Genomic DNA, 17,685 nt, shown 5'->3' with positions numbered 1-17,685 from the left:
TCGGACGCTTGAAGCTCGCTTGTGTCAGCCGATCGCGCGGTAAGGTTGATCGGTTAGGTTAAGATCGGGTTCGCGTTGCCGTTTCGGCGTCGGCCGCTACCGTGACCCGTGTCGCTCCCGCCGACCGGCGAAGCCGCACTTCCCGGCCAGCATTTTTGAGAAGCGGCACGGGACCGCCAGTTTTTGTCGCGTCCTGGCGGTCCCACCACTTTCTACCTCCAATTGATCCGCTCGAAAAAGCCGGCGATCTCGGCGGCCGCGCGGTCGGGGTCCTCGCGATGCGGGAAATGCCCGACATCGGGAAACATCTTCAGGTCCAGATTGGTGAAGGTCTCGCCGAGCCGGTCGGTCCAGGCATAGGGAAACAGCGGATCGTGCTCGGCCCAGCGGATGCAGGTCGGCACGCTGATCGGCGGCAGCGCGGGGGCTTCACCCTGCATCATCTTCACGCGCCCCGCATGAGAAGCGCGATAATGCGCAAAGCCGCCGGCGAGATTGCCGGGCTTGAAGAAATTGTCGGCGAAGTCTTCGATCACGTCGTCGAACGCAGCCTTGCGGTGTGCCCAATTGTGCAGGAAATGGCTGATATAGATGCGGCAATTGTCGCGGCTGGCGCCGACCAGCGCGGGCGCCATCTCCATCTGGTGGAACGACTGGTACCAGATGTGGTTCAGCCGGTCGGGCGCCGCCATCCGCGGGCCGATGCCGGGATAGACGAAATCGAAGAAAAACAGGCCGGCGATGCGCTCGGGCGCCTTGCGGGCGAGCGGCTGCATCACCGCGCCGCCGACGTCGTGACCGACCACGCCGGCCTTGTCGATGCCGAGCGCGTCGAGCAGCGCCAGCATGTCGTCGGTATGCTGATCGGGCCCGTAGGGGCCGGTGGGCTTGTCGCTGTCGCCGAAGCCGCGCAGGTCGGGCGCGATCAGGGTGTAGCGGTCGGCGAGGCGCGCCATCACCGGCTTCCAGGTCAGCCAGAATTCCGGCCAGCCGTGCAACAGCAGCAGCGGCTTGCCGCTCCCGGTCCGCGCGACGCGGAACGCCGCGCCATTGGCCCGAATCGTCACATGCTCCATGGTCCGCTCCTGCTCCTTCTGGTTGGCCGGCGCGCCGACCGAACCAGAACCGTCCCGCTAGCGCTTTGTTTCCGCGCGCTTTCTTGCATCACCCCCGGTGCTTCGATGGGGCGAGGCACGGCTGACGGAAATATTGTTGCAGCGCCTTGTCTGGCCCGCCATCCTCGCCTAGAACACGCCCCGACCGCGGGTGGCGCAAATCACCCGGGCCATCGGAGAGGTGGCAGAGTGGTTGAATGCACCGCACTCGAAATGCGGCATAGGTGCAAGCCTATCGGGGGTTCGAATCCCTCCCTCTCCGCCACTCAAACCAGGCAAGGTATTGAGCAGACTCCTCTATTTGGACGAGCAGCGGTCGTCGGGAGGCGTCGTAATCGTTTCAAACGCCCGGCAAATCAGGAGGCGCAGCCGGTACCGCCGCTTTGACCTCCGCCAGAGCCGCTTGCAAGGCGGCTTCCTTAGTGTGGTCGAGAGAAGTCTTTAGCACCGTGCCACCTTCTCCTTTGAGCCTCTCAAGAACCTTGTCCGCCGTGACTTTGCGCACCAGTACGAAGAGCGCTGCGGTTCCGGGTTGAACGGCGGCAGCAGTCTCTTTCATCCATTTGTCGTTGATGCCGACATCCGTTAAATATCCGCTGAGCGTGCCGGACGCGGCGCCAAGGGCAGCACCAGCAAGCGGCATCAAAAAGATCAGGCCAATCAGCGTGCCCCAAAAGGCGCCAGTAGCCGCACCAGCAGCCGTGGTATTGATCAGTTGATTTAGTTTAATGTTTCCTTTGCTGTCTTTCACCGCGATCACGGCATCGCCGAGTTCGATCAAATACTCCTTCTGCATGGCCAGCAATTTTTGACGAACTTCCTCCGCCTTCGCCTCGGTTGGAAATGCAATTACGACAAGGTCACTCATCTGTTCTGCTCCTCTACTCGAACGAGAAAATCTTCTTCCAGTCGTTCTTGATGCCGATCACTGTCCAGTTTTTCATCTTTGCCTAGAGCGCCTGCGTGACGGTCCCGACCTTGGTCTCCCGGCAGGCCTTGCGCCGAAGCCTGAAATCCGAGCACGCGCTTGTCCCACGCCTCGCAGGCGAGCCGGTCGGCTTCCTTGCGTGCCCGCTCTGCCGCCGCCCGGACCGATCCGTCGTAAATCGCCTCGCGTGACTTGGTGCCCATGGCGAGAGGATCGCTGGGCCACGCGAGACAGGCAAGCCGCTACGGATTGCGGTGGATAGCGTGGCGGACACAACAGAGGCGCCGGGCCGGTCAATCCTGCTCATCGACCGCTCGACATCAACACGCGCAAGGATGAATTGAATAAGCCAAGGCGCAGGCAGGCGCTCGACCAAACGCGCAATGTTGATCATCCGCAGAGATAGCGCTGCGCGAACACCCGCAGCGGCTCGGCCTTGACGAGCCACTGCGCGGCATATTCCGACGGGATCACGATGCAGTGTCCGGTGCGGACCTCGCGCGGACCTTGGCCGGTTCGCTTTAGCGCGGCATACAGCTCTGGCTCGATGTCGAACATTTGGCAAAACTGTGTCACCGTCAAAGCCGTGGAAATGTCAGGCCGTGGTTCCTGCGCTTTCATCAGCGACATCCTTAACTTGATAGGGTGCCTACCAGCTGACAGCCCTTCAAGCGGGTAACCCGTGTTTACAACTGTCACTGCAACAGTGATGGAGCACGTCGATGAATTGGAGGTTTGATCTAGATCAAAAGCGCGAAGCTCCCGCGCGCGACGCTTCGGACAACCCGCGGTTCGCTATGTGCGGGTGTCCGCGGCTTTCCTCTCGAAGAAGGAGTGCGCCAATGTTCCGTCGAGTTCTCATCGCTTCGGCAGCCGCAGCCATGCTGCTGGTCACTTTCACTCCCGACGACGCGTTCGCCCGACGTGGCGGCGGTATGCGTGCTGGAGGCTACCACGGCGGCGGCGCTGTCGCGGTTCGAGGACCACGGGGCGGCGCTGTCGCTGCTCGTGGATATCGGGGTGGCGCTGTCGCTGTGCGCGGCGGGCGCTACGGCTATCGCGGCTACGGTGTCGGTGCAGCGGCAGTGGGCGCGGCTGCAGTCGGCGCAGCTGCGACAGGGGCCTACTACCGCAGCGGCTGTGGCTACGACGCCTACGGCAACTGGGTTTGCCCGAACTACTGAGCGGCGCGACGCCGCTGGCCTATAGATGCTCGAAGCCGATGGTGAAGTCATCGGCAGAGCTTTCCGTGACATAGACGATGCAAATGGTCAGACCCACCGTGTTTGCGCTCGCGCTGTGCGTTGTTTCCTCCGCACAGAGTATGCCGTATGTCCCGCTCCAGCAGCTGAACAATTCGGTCATTCAAGTCCGCCAAGGATGGGGGCTCGCACGACGGCGGCAGCGTCAGCACCGCGCTCTCCTGAAATCAGGAGAGCAGCACGGACGGCACGCCAGCGTCAGCAAGCGGCAGCCAGCGCTCGTACCGCGCCACCATCGCGAGCCGTCGCAACCGCTGATATTGAAAAGGGAGCGCCAGCGTCGGACAGGCTACCGATAGCGAACGTCATCGCGTCATCGTCTCGACGCAGATGATGGCATGGCAACCTGGTCACTTCGCCCGCTTGAACACCAACTCCAGCGTCACACCTGCGGGTGTGCGCGGGTTCGTGAGCTTCAATTCCTCGTCGGTAATCGACGTGACGATCCGGCGCTGATTGGGCGCTCCGACGAAATTCGGAACCGAACTCGTCTCGATGTTGAGGTGAGCCGTCTTCGTGCTTTCGTCCAGCGTGTAGGTTCCGGTGTAGGCAACCACGCCCGACGCAACGGCCATGGCTTCCTCGGGGGACGGTCGTGCTGGGTCGCCCGACGCATACTTCGGTACGTCGGTGCGCACCGTGATGAAGTGGAAGCGGCCGTCGGCCGTGTAGGTCACCGCGCCTTGGGCGCTTGGCCGCGGCACGGCGCTGCCATCCTCCCGCTTACCTGTGCTGGACACGTAAATCCACGTGCCGACGAGTTGATCCTTGAGCGACTTTCCTTGCGCCTTGCTGTTGCTTGGGAAAGCAGGGATTGTGACCAACGCGATTGCACAAAGGCCAAATATGCAACGCCTGTTCATGAGACCCCCTAAAGTTGGTCCAACCACGGTACTTCAAAGGCTGGTGAGCGAAAATAGTGGGTCCCAAATCGAAATTGTCTCTCCTCCCCGGTGGGGTCAGGCGAAAGCATGCTTGCACTCGCCAGATAGCTGAACGCCAAATGAGAGCGTTAAAGCTCACGGGTTTCGCGGAAGGGGCGGCGGACTCCCTCTCCGCCATCCTTCGCTCTGCCGCGCTTTGGGTAGCAGGCCACCCTGCCGGATCAGGGCCAAGGCTGTCTCCCGAAGCTTTGCGCGGACTCACCGGCTCCTCAACATGACACAGACGGATTTGGGCGCGCGACTCGCGCAACCGTTGTCGCGGACTACCGGACGCGCATAGCTCAGACGCGGCGGCAGTTGCGCAGCCTCGATCGGATAAAAGCTCGCGTCATTGCTGGCGCGCGTATGCCGACTTCGAAAGCAGCGCCGCGCCTCGGTTAACCTTAATTTTTCCTTTCGATTGTCGATAAAGTTTTATCGATTATCCTGGTGACAGTTGAGCGGTGTGACGAACCGCGCGATGAGAGGCAGCGAAGAGCCGAGTGGCTCGACAACCTCTCTGAAATCGAAGGGTGGGCAGAGCGCAGTGCCAGCCACCTTTCGGGCTGTCCGGCGGCGGCCGGCAGGGCAAATCAATTCCTGAAGTGCATTTGATTGCCAGGCTGCGGTGCATCTCGCGCCGCATAACGTAACGCTTATCAATCGGGATTTTCCAAGATGGCCTTCGCGCATTTCTTGATCGCGGTCGGTGCCGTTTCTTTGTTGCTGGCCAGCTTCATCGCATTTGCCCTTTGGAGAAACGCGCTCCATTCGAGGGCGCGAATTTAGCAACAGGCGAGATTGAGCTCCGACGGCCTCGTTCATGGGGATGAGCGAGGCTGGCGGGATGGCCGCACCGCCGCGCGGCCTGACAGCCGAGCACCGCGCCTTCCACCTACCCCAAGGCGACGCGTGCTCGGCTGTTCACTCTCTGATCAGCCGCATTGTTCGAAACATTGATTGCGTGAAAGCAATTGCCGCTGGCTACTTTGCATGGGGTTGTTTTCGATATTTTGGTGGGAGCCGTGGCCACCAGGCTGCAATCAGATCCGTGCCGAGGGAGGACCCGGACAATCCCGTCTATCGCTAGCGGGTATACGCAGCGAGGTCCAACCTGCGCCCGATCGCGATCGCCTCGAGGAAAGTCTCGTCGTGGCTCACGACCAGCAGCGCGCCGTCATAGGCGCGCAGCCCGGCCTCGACCGCTTCCATGGAAGCGATGTCGAGATGATTGGTCGGCTCGTCGAGGATCAGGAGCGGCGGCGGCGTCACGCCGCCTAGCACACAGGCGAGGCCGGCGCGAAGCAACTGCCCGCCGCTCAGGCTGGAGACGATCTGTAAGGCTGCATCGGCGCGAAACATGAAGCGAGCCAGCGCCGCGCGACAGGCGTTCTCGCCGGAATTCGGATTGATGCGCCGGAAATTATCCAGGATGGAGGCCGAGGCGTCGAGCAGGCCGACCGCCTGATCGAACATCGCAAAGCGGGTCATCACCTCGACAGTGCCGCGCGACGGCGACAGCTCGCCGCTGACGAGCTTGAGCAATGTCGTCTTGCCGGCGCCGTTGGGGCCCGTGATCGCGACGCGCTCCGGCCCCGAGATGGAGAAGGTGAGATCGCGCAGGATCAGCGCCTCCGATGCGTAACCGACGTCAGCGGCTTCGATCCGCAGCACCATCCTGCTCGCCGGCAGATGTGTCGATGGCAGTTGCACCGAGAACGGTCGCAACACCTCGATGCGTTGGCGTGCCGCGCTGGCAAGTTCGAGCGCTTGCGTCCGCCGGCGCTCGGCGAGCCGGGCGTTCTCGCCGCCGCTATCTTCGGCGCGATCCTTCCGTAGCCCGGCGGCGATGCGCGGCATGTCGCCCTTGGCGCGCTGCTTCGCGCCGGCGCCGTCCTTGCGTGCTTTCCGTTCGGTGGTTTCCCTTGCCTTGCGGTCGATCTCGGCGACGCGCTTCTCGGCATCCGCCAGATCGTGCCTTGCGGCCGAAAGCTCGACGTCCCTGCGCGCGCGGTATTGGCTCCAATTGCCGCCGTAGCGCCTGGCCTCCAGCGAGGTCAGTTCGACGATCGCATCCACGGTCTCCAAGAGCTCGCGGTCGTGGCTGACGATGATGGCGCCATGGCGCCAGTCGGCGAGCAGGTCGATCACCGCCTCGCGTCCCGCGCGATCGAGATTGTTGGTGGGCTCGTCGAGCAACAGAAAGTCGGGCTCTGCAAAGGTCAGCGCGGCGAGGCGGGCCCTGGTGGCCTGCCCGCCGGACAGTGTTGTCAGTGGCGCGTCGAGAGCGGTGCTTAGTTCGACGCGCTCAAGCGCGGACGCGATACGCGTGTCGAGCGTCCAGTCGACATCCGCAAGCTCGTCAGTGGTCGCAAGGCCCTGTTCGGCGCGGCGCAGGGCGGCCAGTGTGTGGCGCGCGCCGAACAGATCGATGACGCATTGGTCCGGTGTCAGCTGAACCGTCTGACGCAGCATGGCGACGCGTCCCTGAACCGAGACCGTGCCGGATTGCGGCGTGCGCCGGCCTGCGATCAGGTCGAGCAGTGTCGTCTTGCCGACGCCGTTCCTGCCGACAAGGCCGGTGCGTTCGGGTCCGAAATTGAGATCGATGTTGGAGAGGAGAACCCGGCCGTCAGGCGCGGACAGGGTCAGATTCGAGAGCGAGATCGATGCAGGCATGGTGATGGATATCCCCGTGGGCAAGGCTGATGGGCGTTGCGGTCAGGGTGAAATCCATGGCTATCGGCATCCTCTCGGATTGATGGTCGCAGTGATGTAGTCGCGTATTGGGCCGGGATCAAGGCGCGACGGGTGTCGTCACGCCGCCGCGGCGAAGGTCCAGCGGTCGGGATCGGGCGTGTGGCCGATCAGGGCGAGGCCATAGGCGATCGATTCGAATTGATCTGCCGAGGTCAGCCGCGCCGCGCCAAAGCGCTCGGCGAACAGGCGCTGCACGGCCGGCACGAACGAGGTGCCGCCGGTCAGGAACACCTTTTCCACGTCGTGCGCGGTGATGCCGGACTTTGCCAGCGCCTCGTCGACGGTTGCACCGAGCCGCTCGATGTCGTCGGCGATCCAGGATTCGAAATCGTCGCGCGTCACGGTCGCGCCGATATCGATGCCTTCGCGGGCAAACCGGAACTCGACGCGGTCCTGGCTCGACAGCGCGACCTTGGTGTCCGATACGGCGCGGTAGAGCGCAAAGCCGAGATCGTGGTCGACGATGGTGATGAAATCGTGCAGCGGCGCCGGATCGAGCGCGGTGCGCGCGAGTTGCTGCAATTCGCGCAAATCGCCATTGCCCCTCATCATCGCGAGCTGATGCCAGCGGGCGAGGCTCGAATAATAATGGTTGGGGATCGGCAGCACCTTGTCGAACGAGCGGTAGTTGCTGCCCTTGCCGAGCCGCGGCGAGACGATGTGGTCGACGATACGGTAGTCGAAGGTGTCGCCGGCGATGCCGATGCCGGCATGTCCCAGCGGCTCGGCGCGCAGCGCGCCGCCCTTGCGCGAGAAGCGCATCACCGAGAAGTCGCTGGTGCCGCCGCCGAAATCGGCGACCAGCACCGTGGCGTCGTGGTCGAGACTGCGCGCAAAGGAGAACGCGGCGCCCACCGGCTCGTAGACATAGCGCGCGTGTCCGGCGCCGAGCCGCTCGAACGCGGCGCGGTAGCGCTGCATGGCGAGCTCGTCATTGGGATTGCCGCCGGCGAAGCGCACCGGGCGGCCGACCATGATGGTCGGCGCGCCGAGATCGAACCCGTCGCCGGCATGGCGCGTCAGCGTGCGCAGGAACGCCGCGAGCAGGTCCTCGAACTTGTAGCGCTGCCGGAAGATCTGGGTGGTGTTGAAGGCCGAGCTCGCCGCAAACGACTTGAACGACTGGATGAAGCGATGGATCGTCCGTCCCTCGAGGAACTGCTCGATCGCCCAGGGGCCGCCCTCGGCGCGCGGGTGCAGGCCGGCGCCGGGCCGATCTTCCCAGAAGCACAGCGCGGACACATAGACGCTATGCGTGCGGCCGCCATGGTCGAATCTGACCGCCTCGACGCGGCCGTCGCCGTCGGACAGCGCGACCACAGTGTTGCTGGTGCCGAAATCGACGCCAATCGAGACGGCGGGCGGGGCGCTCGACATGTCATGCTCGGATTTGTGATGTAAAGGGGGGTGGACCTTTAGCGGCTTTGGCCGGACTTGCCAACCCTTTCTGACGCGCTGCGCGCACTCCGGGAACAGGCTGTGACGCCAGGATGACGAATGTTCAGCGAAACGTGAATCGGCCCGCTCTTCCCGTCCTGCGCGCCCGCTGCTCTATACCGCCGGACAGGGTTCACGGCACAGCATGGCTAGGAGAAGCGGATGACACTCAACCCCACGGCCAAAAATTATCGTGTCGCGGTTGCTGCTTACGAGGCCGGCCGTCCCAGCTATCCCGCCGATATTGTCGCCGCGCTGCCACTCCAAACCGCGCATTGCGTCGTCGATCTCGGCGCGGGAACCGGCAAGTTCACCCGCTTGCTGCTTCCGCATCTGTCCTCGACCGCGCGCCTGGTCGCGGTCGAGCCGGTTGCCGAGATGTCGGCCAGGCTGACGAACGAAGCCGGGATCGAGGTGATCAACACGCGCGCCGATGCGATCGATCTTGCAACCGGCAGTGTCGATCTCGTCACCTGCGCCCAGGCGTTCCATTGGTTCGACAACGAGCCGTCGGTCGCTGAGATCGCGCGACTGTTGCGTCCCGGCGGGACGCTTGCGCTGGTCTGGAACAACAGGGATGACCGCGCGCCGTGGGTCGACGCGTTGTCCGTCATGATTGAAGGCTACGCGGGAGACACGCCCCGGCAACGCTCGGGGCGTTGGCGCTGGATCCTGAACGATCCACGCTTCGTGCTCGAGAGGGAAATCGTGCAGGACCATCCGCATCGGATGGGGCGACAGGGCGTCTATGAGCGCGTCGTGTCGACCAGCTATGTCGCTAATCTTCCTGATGCAGAGAAGGCAGTCCTTCGCGAGAAGACGGACGTCATCCTGCGTGAGGCCGGTCTCGGTGACGCCGACGAGGTGGTGTTTCCGTACGTCACGCATCTCTATCTGCTGAAGCGGACCTAGATCCGTTCATAACATTCACCCGCCAAGCACGACTTTCCACTTCCCATCGGCGCCACGGCGCAGCGCCGGGTCGCCGATGCGGGTGTGTTGTGCGAGAAAATCGATGAAGGCGCGCACCCGCGCCGGCAGCGGACCGGCATGGCCGACATAAACCGCGTGGATGTCCTCGCGGTCGCCGGGATTGAGGTTTTGCAGCACCGGCACCAGACGCCCGGCCTCGATATCGGGACCGATGTGGAACAGCGCCAGCCGTCCCAGCCCGATGCCGCCGAGTGTGAGTTGACGCGCGGCTTCGCCGTCGCTGACGCGGGCAACCGGTGGCGGCAGCGCTTCGTCGATCCGCTCGGCACGGCGGAACGGCCAGCCGCGGATGCTGCGTGGAAAGGTCCAGCCGATGCCACGGTGCGCAGTGAGGTCGGCCGGCGTCTTCGGAACACCGAAGCGGGCGAGATAGGACGGCGCGGCGACCACCACCATGCGGCTGGTGCCGAGCTTGCGCGCGATCAGCCGCGAGGCGCCGAGCGGACCGACCCGGATCGCCACATCGGCTCGCTCCTGCATCAGATCGACCAGCGTGTCGGTCAGCACGATGTCGAGCGTGATGTCCGGATGCTCGCGCATGAAGCGCGGCAGCAGCGGCATCACATGCAGCATGCCGAACGGGATATTGCTGTTTACGGTAAGATGGCCGCGCGGCACGCAGGAGGCGGCCTCGCGTTCGGCCTCGTCGATGTCGGCGAGGATGCGCTGGGCGCGTTGATAGAAGGCCTGTCCCTCCTCGGTGAGCTGCAGCTTGCGCGTGGTGCGGTTGACCAGCCGCGTGCCGAGTCGCGTCTCGAGCCGGGAGACCAGCTTGCTGACGCCCGACGGCGTCTGGCGCAGGCTGTTCGCGGCAGCGGTGAAGCCGCCGAGATCGACGACACGGACGAACACGTCCATCTCGCCGGAGCGATTGGTGTCTGACCGGGCCATCTTGAATTCACGTCACAAATGATTGGATTGCGGCCATTCTAATCCTTATTGGTCCGGACCGCTATGTCGCATTGCGGAATCCTCATCCGGAGCGACACATGCCTGCTGCAGTCCTTGCCTTGACCGCCGGTGCCTTTGGCATCGGCACCACCGAATTCCTCATCATGGGACTGCTGCTGCAGGTCGCCGCCGACATGCAGGTATCTGTATCAGCGGCGGGGCTGTTGATCTCCGGCTACGCGCTCGGCGTGTTCGTTGGCGCACCGATCCTGACGCTTGCAACGCGGCGGATGCCGCGCAAGGCGGTGCTGCTGGCGCTGATGGCGATCTTCACGCTCGGCAACGTGGCCTGCGCGCTGGCGCCGAACTACGAACTGCTGATGGCCGCGCGCATTCTCACCTCGCTGGCGCACGGCACCTTCTTCGGCGTCGGCTCGGTGGTGGCGACAAGTCTCGTCCCGGAAGACAAGCGCGCCTCGGCGATCGCCACGATGTTCATCGGCCTCACGGTCGCGACCCTGCTCGGCGTGCCCTTCGGCGCTTGGTTCGGCCTGATGCTCGGCTGGCGCGCGGCGTTCTGGGCCGTGGCTGTGATCGGCGTGGTCGCTTTCATCGTGCTGGCCGTGCTGGTGCCCGGCCATGTCGGCGCCAAGGACAAGCCGGCGCCGCTGCGCGATGAGCTCGCGGTGCTCGGCCGCCCGCAGGTGCTGCTCGGGCTTGCGATGACGGTGTTCGGCTTCGGTGGCCTGTTCGCGGTCTTCACCTACGTGCAGCCGATCCTGACCCGGCTGACCGGATTTTCCGACGCTGCGGTGTCGCCGATCCTGTTGGTGTTCGGTGCTGGACTAGCGATCGGCAACGTCGCGGGCGGCCGGCTCGCCGACAAGGGACTGGCGCGCGCATTACTGGTTTCCCTTGGCGGCCTTGCTGCCGTCCTCGTCGCGCTTGCCGCCGTGGTCTCGATCAAGGCGCTGGCGGTGGCGCTGCTGTTCATTCTCGGCATCGCGGCGTTCGCGACGGTGGCGCCGCTGCAGCTCCGCGTGCTCGAAGCCGCCGGCGTGGAGGGGCGGACGCTGGCCTCGAGCCTGAACATCGCAGCCTTCAATCTCGGCAATGCGCTCGGCGCCTGGGCCGGCGGCGTGACCATCGATCGCGGCCTCGGCCTCGGCGCGCTGCCGCTGGTGGCGGCGCTCATCACCGCGGTCGGGCTGTTGCTCGCGCTGTGGAGCCTGCGTCTCGATCGGCCGGTCGTCCTCGCCACGCAGTGCCCGGCGGAGTGAATCGCAGCGACACCGCCGACGTCCATTCCAACGGCGCGTCGGAGGAGATTCTCGGCGCCGCGATCAAGGGCCCGCCGCGACAAGGTGTGAGTCCGTTGCAGGGTCCGCCAGCGTCGCGCTCTCACGCCTGCGCGGTGTGCTCGCAGACTTGCCTGCGGTATTCCGCCGGCGTCACGTTCATGTGCTGCCGGAACACGCGGTTGAGATGGCTCTGGTCGGCGAAGCCGGCAAGCAGCGCGATCTCCTTCAGCGCCACGCGGTCCTTGCGCAGATGCTGGCACGCATGCTCCACCTTGCGCCGCAGCACATAGGCATGCGGCCGCATGCCGTAATGCACCCGGAATTTGCGGGCGAACTGGATCGGCGTGCAATTGCAGATGGTCGCCAGCTCCTCCAGCGTGATGTTTCGGAAGATGTTCTGTTCGATATAGTCCTCGATCAGCCTTGCATGCGCCGGCCTGAAACGCCCCTGCGCGCACGGCATCTTGAACTCGATCGCCGCATATTTGCGCAGGATGTGCACGCTCGTCTGCAATGCCAGCGCGTCATAGCAGAGGCGTCCGCCCGGACCTCCTGCGGCAACCTCCTGAACCATCTGGTCGTTGATCCAGGTCAGCATCGGATCTTCGGCCTTGAGCAAATCGTGCAGTTCGATCGTCTCGGCATCGCGGTCGAAGGCATCGCTCGCGGTCTTCATCATGAGCGCGGGAGCGATATAGAAATGGGTGACCTCGATGTCATTCTTCCAGTGCCAGCTCGATGGCTCCGCGCGGGTCAGCAATGAGGTGACGCCGCGACCGACGTGATCCTGCTTCCACGCGCCGGTGACACGCCGATTCATCGACGTCACGCCGTCGCGATAGAGCACGAGGAGGAAGTTGGCCGACGGCGGAACCCAGATGTCCGACGGCGCATAACGGAAAATCCGCAGCCGGAAATCGTTCCGCCCGACCGCCGCACTATCCAGCTTCAGCTCGCCGGGAGCGTAGCGCGGCAGCTCCTCGACCGTGATCAACTGGCCCATCGCGCGAGCCTCCTCCTTGGAGTCTGTCCCTGGAATCCCTGGCGCAGTTGACCGCTGCTTCTTGGCCGGATGGCTGGGCGCAGAATAGGCCACTTTCGCCGGTTGCCAAGCCGACCAATGGCCGGTGGTTCGATTGAACGGCGGCGTTCAAGAGATTGTCGGTTTCATCCAAGCCATCAGGTCGAACGGCCCGTAGCCTGCCCTGCGTTTCGGCACACTGCGTGCGGCCGAGACCCAATTGACGCAACGCACCATCATCCGGCGACACGGCGGGGTGGGAGCGTGTGTGAAGCAAAACACAGGAGGAAACAATGACCGAGGCCGTCACAAGGTCCAACGGAAGCAATGGTGCGCGTGCCACGACCAAGCTCGACGCCGTTGTCGTCGGCGCCGGCGTCGCCGGTCTCTATCAGCTGTTCCGCCTGCGCGAGCAGGGACTGAACGTCAGGGCGATCGATGCCGGGTCAGGCGTCGGCGGCACCTGGTACTGGAACCGCTATCCCGGCGCGCGCTTCGATTCCGAAGGCCACACCTATCAGTACCTGTTCTCCGAGGATCTCTACAAAGGCTGGAGCTGGAGCGAGCGGTTCCCGGGCCAGCCGGAAATCGAGCGCTGGCTGAACTATGTCGCCGACCGCCTCGACCTCAAGAAGGAAATCCAGTTCAGCACCACGGTCAGGAGCGCGCACTTCAACGAGGCGACGCAACGCTGGCTGGTGACGACCGACCAGGGCGATGTGATCGACACCCAGTTCCTGGTCACCTGCTGCGGCATGCTCTCGGCCCCGCACGTGTCCTTCCCGGGACAGGAGACATTCAAGGGCAAGCTGTTCCACACCGCGCGCTGGCCCAAGGGGCCGATCGAGCTCGCCGGCAAACGCGTCGGCGTGGTCGGCAACGGCGCGACCGGAATCCAGGTGATCCAGACGATCGCGGCAGAGGCCGGTCATCTCAAGGTGTTCATCCGCACGCCGCAATACAGCATCCCGATGAAGAACCCGAAATGGGATGCGTCGGATGCCGAAGCATACAAGTCGAAATTCAAGTTCCTTACCGAACGGCTGCCGAAGACGTTCACCGGATTCGAGTTCGACTTCGAGCACGCCTGGGCCGATCTGACGCCGCAGCAGCGTCGCCAGGTGATCGAGGACTGCTGGAACGACGGATCCCTCAAATTGTGGGTTGCATCCTTCGCCGAACTGTTCTTCGACGAATCCATCAACGCCGAGATCACCGAATTCGTGCGCGAGAAGATGCGCGAGCGGATCAAGGATCCCAAGCTGTGCGAGTTGCTGATTCCGTCGGATTACGGCTTTGGCACGCACCGGGTGCCGCTGGAGAGCAATTTCCTCGAAGCCTTCCTCCGGCCCAATGTCGAGATCGTCAGCGTCAGGGGCAATCCGATCGCGCGCATCACGCCCGAGGGCATCCAGACCGCCGACGGCACTGTTCACGAGCTCGACGTCATCATCCTGGCGACAGGGTTCGACGCCGGCACGGGCGCATTGACGCGCATCGACATCCGCGGTCGCGACGGCCGGTCGTTGAAGGAGGATTGGGGCCGCGACATCCGCACCACGATGGGCCTGCAGGTTCACGGCTATCCGAACCTGTTCACAACCGCGGTGCCGCTCGCGCCCTCGGCCGCGCTCTGCAACATGACCACGTGCCTGCAGCAGCAGGTCGAGTGGATCGCCGACTGCATCAAGTATTTGCGCGGCAAGAGCCTCAACGTCATCGAGCCGACCATGGACACCGAGGATCAGTGGGTGGCGCATCACGACGAGACCGCCAACGCAACGCTGATCGCGAAGACCAACTCCTGGTACCTGGGCTCGAATGTCGAGGGCAAGCCGCGCCGGGTGCTGTCCTATTGCGGCGGCGTCGGCACCTATCGCCAGAAATGCGACGAGGTTGCCGCGAGTGGCTATCAGGGTTTTGCCATGCAGTAGCGCCTGGTCGTGATCCGGCGCTGCGGTCTTCTGACCTGCGGCGCCGCCACGATCGATCACATCACAAAGCAAATATGGGAGGACGACAATGAGCACGAATTTCAGTGCGGCAGCAGATGCGATTCTCGACGGCGTCGTGACATCCAGCCCGCGCGTTCCCGGCGTCGTTGCCATGGTGACCGATCGCCATCGCAACATCTATGAAGGCGCCGCCGGCAAGCGCCGCCTCGACCAGGCGGCGGACATGACGACCGACAGCGTGTTCGCGATCTTCTCCACCACCAAGGCGATCACCGGGACGGCCGTGCTGCAACTCGTCGAGGGGGGCAAGCTCGATCTCGATGCGCCGGCCAAGACCTATGCGCCCGACATCGGCAAGCTCCAGGTCATCGAAGGTTTTGACGACAAGGGCGAGCCGCGGCTCCGTGCGCCGAAGCGCGACATCACCACGCGCATGCTGATGGTCCATAGCGCAGGTCTGAGCTACGACTTCATCAACCACACCTACAACCGCCTCGCGCAGGAGAAGGGGCAGCCCAGCGTCATCACCGCGTCCAAGGCGTCGCTGATGACCCCACTGCTGTTCGATCCGGGTGAGCGATGGGAATACGGCACCAACATGGATTGGTGCGGCCAGATCGTCGAAGCGATCGCCGGCCGCCGGCTCGGCGAGGTCTTCAGGACGCGTATCTTCGAACCGCTCGGCATCAAGGACACGTCATTCGAGCTCACCGACGCGATGCGTCGCCGGCTCGCCGGCATTCACGCCCGCAACGCCGACGGCTCGCTCACGCCGATGGATTTCGAGCTGCCGGCCAATCCGGAAATCCACATGGGCGGCCACGGGCTTTACGGCACCATCGGCGACTACATGCGCTTCATCCGGATGTGGCTGAACGACGGGGCCGGCGAACACGGGCGCGTCCTGAAGGCAGAGACCGTGCGGATGGCAGAAAAGAACCATCTCGGCAACAACAAGGTCACCGCCATCACCGGCGTGATCACCGCGCTCGCCAACGACGCCGAGTTCTTCCCCGGCCAGTCGAAGTCCTGGGCGCTGAGCTTCATGATCAATGACGAGCAGGCCCCGACGGGCCGCCCCGCCGGCGCGCTCGGCTGGGCCGGCCTCGCCAACCTGTTCTACTGGATCGACCGCCAGAACGGGTTCGGCGGATTCTGGGCGACCCAGATCCTGCCGTTCGGCGATCCGACATCCTTCATCGGCTACATGAATTTCGAGACGGCGTTCTACGAAGCCCTGAAGATGCGCAAGGCGGGTTAGGACTCGCAGCCTCTCTCGCGGTTGAGGACGTTTCAGCCGTTTGCGAGCAACTCCGTGATCAGCGACGCCGCCTTGATGCCGGTGCCGCTGATGATGACGACGGTGCGCTCCGCCGGACGGATCGCGCCGCGTTGCTTCAGCACGTCGAGCGCGGCGGCAGCCGAGGCCGAGGTCGGCTCGACGAACAGGCCGGTGTGCGCCAGCCGCTTCAATGCGGCGACGATGCCGTCTTCGGGGATCGCGACGGTGCCGCCGCCGCTCTCCCTCAGCGCCGCGATCATCTGCTTCAGCCGCAGCGGATGCTTGATCGCGGTGCCCTCGGCGATGGTCTTGCGGACCGCGCGATCGACCGGCGTGTCGAGGCCGGCGGCAAAACTGGCATCGACCGGCGAGCAGTTCAGCGGCTGCGCGGCAAACAGGCGCGGCAGCCGCGCGATCTGTCCGGCCGCCAGCAGCTCCTTGAAGCCGATATAGCAGCCGAGCAGGCTGCTGCCGGCGCCGACCGGCATGATGATATTGTCGGGCGCGGTGAAACCGAAATCCTCCCAGATCTCGTAAGCCAGCGACTTGGTGCCCTGCAGGAAGAACGGCTGCCAGTTGTGGCTGGAATAGAAGATCTGTTTCGATTGGCGGATCGCTTCCGCCTCGGATTCCTCGCGCGGCCCTTCGACCAGCTGCACCTCGGCGCCGAAGGCGTGCATCTGCGCCACCTTCATCGGCGACGTCGTCGCCGGCGCAAGGATCCGGACCCGCATGCCGCCGGCCGCGCCATAGGCCGAAACGGAGGCGCCGCCATTGCCGGAGGAGTCCTCCAGCACCGCATCGACGCCGAGCTGGCGCAGGAAGGAGAGCATCACCGTGGTGCCGCGATCCTTGAAACTCGAGGTCGGATTGAACCATTCGAGCTTGAAGTGCGGCCGCAGCTCATCCCACGGCTTCTCGACGACAGGCGTGCAGCCTTCACCCATCGTGATCGGCTGCCTGATCTCGACCGGCAGCGCCGCGCGATAGCGCCACAGCGACCGCGTCCCACGATCGATGTCGTCGCGGGATATGCCCGGCAGCGGTGTGATCAGCAGCGGCTTGCCCTCGTCGGAGCACCAGCGCGGGACATCCAGCGGATAAAGCTTTCCGGTGAGCGGGTCGATGTAGCTGGGTGATGGCATCAATTCAGTCCTCAAGTCGCGGGCGGGCCGGACGCGTCGCGACCGAGCACGAAAGCCGGCAGGGTCGCAAGCTTGTCACGAACCACGATCGGGGCGGGCGCCCCTTCCGGCAGGTTCATTCCGGCCCGATTATGCCACCAGGTCGGCAAGTGCACACGTGCCGTGCCGAACAGATCATACGCCGATCCCGCGACAAACAGGCATCGATTGGCCGGCACCGGCAGTTCGTCGAGCGCGAGCTGGTAGGGTTGTGGCCGCGGCTTGTAATAGCCGGCGCGCTCGGCCGTCACGAAGACAGCGAGGGGAACGCCGATCCGCTCGGCTGCGATGCGGCCGAGCCGCTCCGAGCAGTTCGTCACGACGCCGAGCGCGACGCCGGCCTCGTGCAGCGTCCGCAGCACCTCGCGCACCTCGGGCCAGGGATCGAGCTCCGCGTAGCGCGCGCCAAGCTCCTCGGCACGTTCGAAGGGCAGCCCGACATTGTGCGCGGCCTCGCCCACCAGATCCTCATAGGGCCGATAGCGTCCAGTGGCGTAGGTGTTCTTGAGGTACTCGGCCCGCCAGCGCAGCCCGGCTTCATCGGAGCCCGCGACCTTGTTCCAGAGCGTCCAGCTGTCGAGCAGCGCGGTCAAGAGATCGAACAGAACGGCGTCATAGGCTCGAATCATGGGC

General features: G+C 64.4%; 16 protein-coding genes and 1 tRNA gene. 6 read left to right on the top strand and 11 right to left on the bottom strand.

What is annotated here, in order from left to right:
• Positions 1–212: 212 nt before the first annotated feature.
• Complete coding sequence (locus tag HAP48_RS13990; RefSeq protein ID WP_166213311.1) at positions 213–1,076, bottom strand: alpha/beta fold hydrolase; 864 nt, start codon at positions 1,074–1,076, stop codon at positions 213–215.
• A gap of 214 nt (positions 1,077–1,290) precedes the next feature.
• Between HAP48_RS13990 and HAP48_RS13985 the strand changes: the two genes are divergently transcribed.
• Positions 1,291–1,380: transfer RNA gene (locus tag HAP48_RS13985), tRNA-Ser, on the top strand.
• Positions 1,381–1,455: 75 nt separating this feature from the next.
• On the opposite strand, the gene HAP48_RS13980 is transcribed toward HAP48_RS13985, so the two are convergent.
• The 3 genes from HAP48_RS13980 to HAP48_RS13970 all read right to left on the bottom strand — a co-directional run bounded on the left by HAP48_RS13980 (position 1,456) and on the right by HAP48_RS13970 (position 2,664).
• The gene (locus tag HAP48_RS13980; protein WP_029084302.1) at positions 1,456–1,983 is read right to left on the bottom strand and encodes a DUF1269 domain-containing protein; all 528 of its coding nucleotides are present in this window, start codon (positions 1,981–1,983) and stop codon (positions 1,456–1,458) included.
• Positions 1,980–2,246: a hypothetical protein gene (locus HAP48_RS13975; protein ID WP_175612326.1), complete on the bottom strand. Its 267-nt coding sequence runs from the start codon at positions 2,244–2,246 to the stop codon at positions 1,980–1,982. Before HAP48_RS13975 ends, HAP48_RS13980 begins: the two co-directional genes overlap by 4 nt.
• Before the next feature lie 187 nt (positions 2,247–2,433).
• Positions 2,434–2,664, bottom strand: coding sequence for a hypothetical protein (locus HAP48_RS13970; RefSeq protein WP_156928937.1), 231 nt, complete (start codon positions 2,662–2,664; stop codon positions 2,434–2,436).
• Between the two features lie 221 nt (positions 2,665–2,885).
• On the opposite strand from HAP48_RS13970, the gene HAP48_RS13965 reads away from it, so the two are divergent.
• A complete protein-coding gene (locus HAP48_RS13965) occupies positions 2,886–3,227 on the top strand; it encodes a hypothetical protein (protein WP_084518684.1) in 342 nt (113 codons plus the stop codon).
• A gap of 428 nt (positions 3,228–3,655) precedes the next feature.
• Here HAP48_RS13965 and HAP48_RS13960 read toward each other — a convergent pair whose 3' ends face one another.
• From HAP48_RS13960 to HAP48_RS13950, 3 genes are all read right to left on the bottom strand, one after another.
• Positions 3,656–4,168 carry a lipocalin-like domain-containing protein gene (locus HAP48_RS13960; RefSeq protein WP_084518685.1) on the bottom strand — a complete coding sequence of 171 codons (513 nt, stop codon included), beginning with the start codon at positions 4,166–4,168 and terminating at the stop codon, positions 3,656–3,658.
• Between the two features lie 1,146 nt (positions 4,169–5,314).
• Positions 5,315–6,907, bottom strand: coding sequence for an ABC-F family ATP-binding cassette domain-containing protein (locus HAP48_RS13955; protein WP_166213312.1), 1,593 nt, complete (start codon positions 6,905–6,907; stop codon positions 5,315–5,317).
• Between the two features lie 138 nt (positions 6,908–7,045).
• Positions 7,046–8,365, bottom strand: coding sequence for an Hsp70 family protein (locus tag HAP48_RS13950; RefSeq protein ID WP_166213313.1), 1,320 nt, complete (start codon positions 8,363–8,365; stop codon positions 7,046–7,048).
• A gap of 222 nt (positions 8,366–8,587) precedes the next feature.
• Here HAP48_RS13950 and HAP48_RS13945 point away from each other — a divergent pair, with 222 nt between their 5' ends.
• A complete protein-coding gene (locus tag HAP48_RS13945; protein ID WP_166213314.1) occupies positions 8,588–9,337 on the top strand; it encodes a class I SAM-dependent methyltransferase in 750 nt (249 codons plus the stop codon).
• A 15-nt stretch (positions 9,338–9,352) separates the two neighbouring features.
• Here the strand turns inward: HAP48_RS13945 and HAP48_RS13940 are convergent, their stop codons facing one another.
• Entirely contained in the window at positions 9,353–10,309 is a 957-nt protein-coding gene (locus HAP48_RS13940) for a LysR family transcriptional regulator (protein WP_166213315.1), read from the bottom strand.
• A gap of 98 nt (positions 10,310–10,407) precedes the next feature.
• Here HAP48_RS13940 and HAP48_RS13935 point away from each other — a divergent pair, with 98 nt between their 5' ends.
• Positions 10,408–11,589, top strand: a complete 1,182-nt coding sequence (locus HAP48_RS13935) for an MFS transporter (protein WP_166213316.1) — start codon at positions 10,408–10,410, stop codon at positions 11,587–11,589.
• A 121-nt stretch (positions 11,590–11,710) separates the two neighbouring features.
• Here the strand turns inward: HAP48_RS13935 and HAP48_RS13930 are convergent, their stop codons facing one another.
• Positions 11,711–12,613, bottom strand: a complete 903-nt coding sequence (locus HAP48_RS13930) for a helix-turn-helix transcriptional regulator (protein WP_166213317.1) — start codon at positions 12,611–12,613, stop codon at positions 11,711–11,713.
• Between the two features lie 311 nt (positions 12,614–12,924).
• Here HAP48_RS13930 and HAP48_RS13925 point away from each other — a divergent pair, with 311 nt between their 5' ends.
• Both HAP48_RS13925 and acmB read left to right on the top strand, forming a co-directional pair.
• Positions 12,925–14,565 carry a flavin-containing monooxygenase gene (locus tag HAP48_RS13925; RefSeq protein WP_166213318.1) on the top strand — a complete coding sequence of 547 codons (1,641 nt, stop codon included), beginning with the start codon at positions 12,925–12,927 and terminating at the stop codon, positions 14,563–14,565.
• Between the two features lie 88 nt (positions 14,566–14,653).
• Positions 14,654–15,847 (top strand): methyl acetate hydrolase AcmB, encoded by a 1,194-nt coding sequence (gene acmB / locus HAP48_RS13920; protein ID WP_166213319.1) that lies wholly within the window; start codon positions 14,654–14,656, stop codon positions 15,845–15,847.
• 32 nt (positions 15,848–15,879) lie between these two features.
• Here acmB and HAP48_RS13915 read toward each other — a convergent pair whose 3' ends face one another.
• Together HAP48_RS13915 and HAP48_RS13910 are read right to left on the bottom strand one after the other, a co-directional pair.
• The gene (locus tag HAP48_RS13915) at positions 15,880–17,013 is read right to left on the bottom strand and encodes a threonine synthase (RefSeq protein WP_166213320.1); all 1,134 of its coding nucleotides are present in this window, start codon (positions 17,011–17,013) and stop codon (positions 15,880–15,882) included.
• Between the two features lie 11 nt (positions 17,014–17,024).
• Entirely contained in the window at positions 17,025–17,681 is a 657-nt protein-coding gene (locus HAP48_RS13910; RefSeq protein ID WP_166213321.1) for an HAD-IA family hydrolase, read from the bottom strand.
• Positions 17,682–17,685: the final 4 nt, after the last annotated feature.

The sequence above is a fragment of the Bradyrhizobium septentrionale genome (assembly GCF_011516645.4).
Lineage (GTDB): Bacteria > Pseudomonadota > Alphaproteobacteria > Rhizobiales > Xanthobacteraceae > Bradyrhizobium > Bradyrhizobium septentrionale.
The sequence above is the reverse complement of the archived record's forward strand: the minus strand, read 5'-3'. Positions and strand labels throughout refer to the sequence as shown.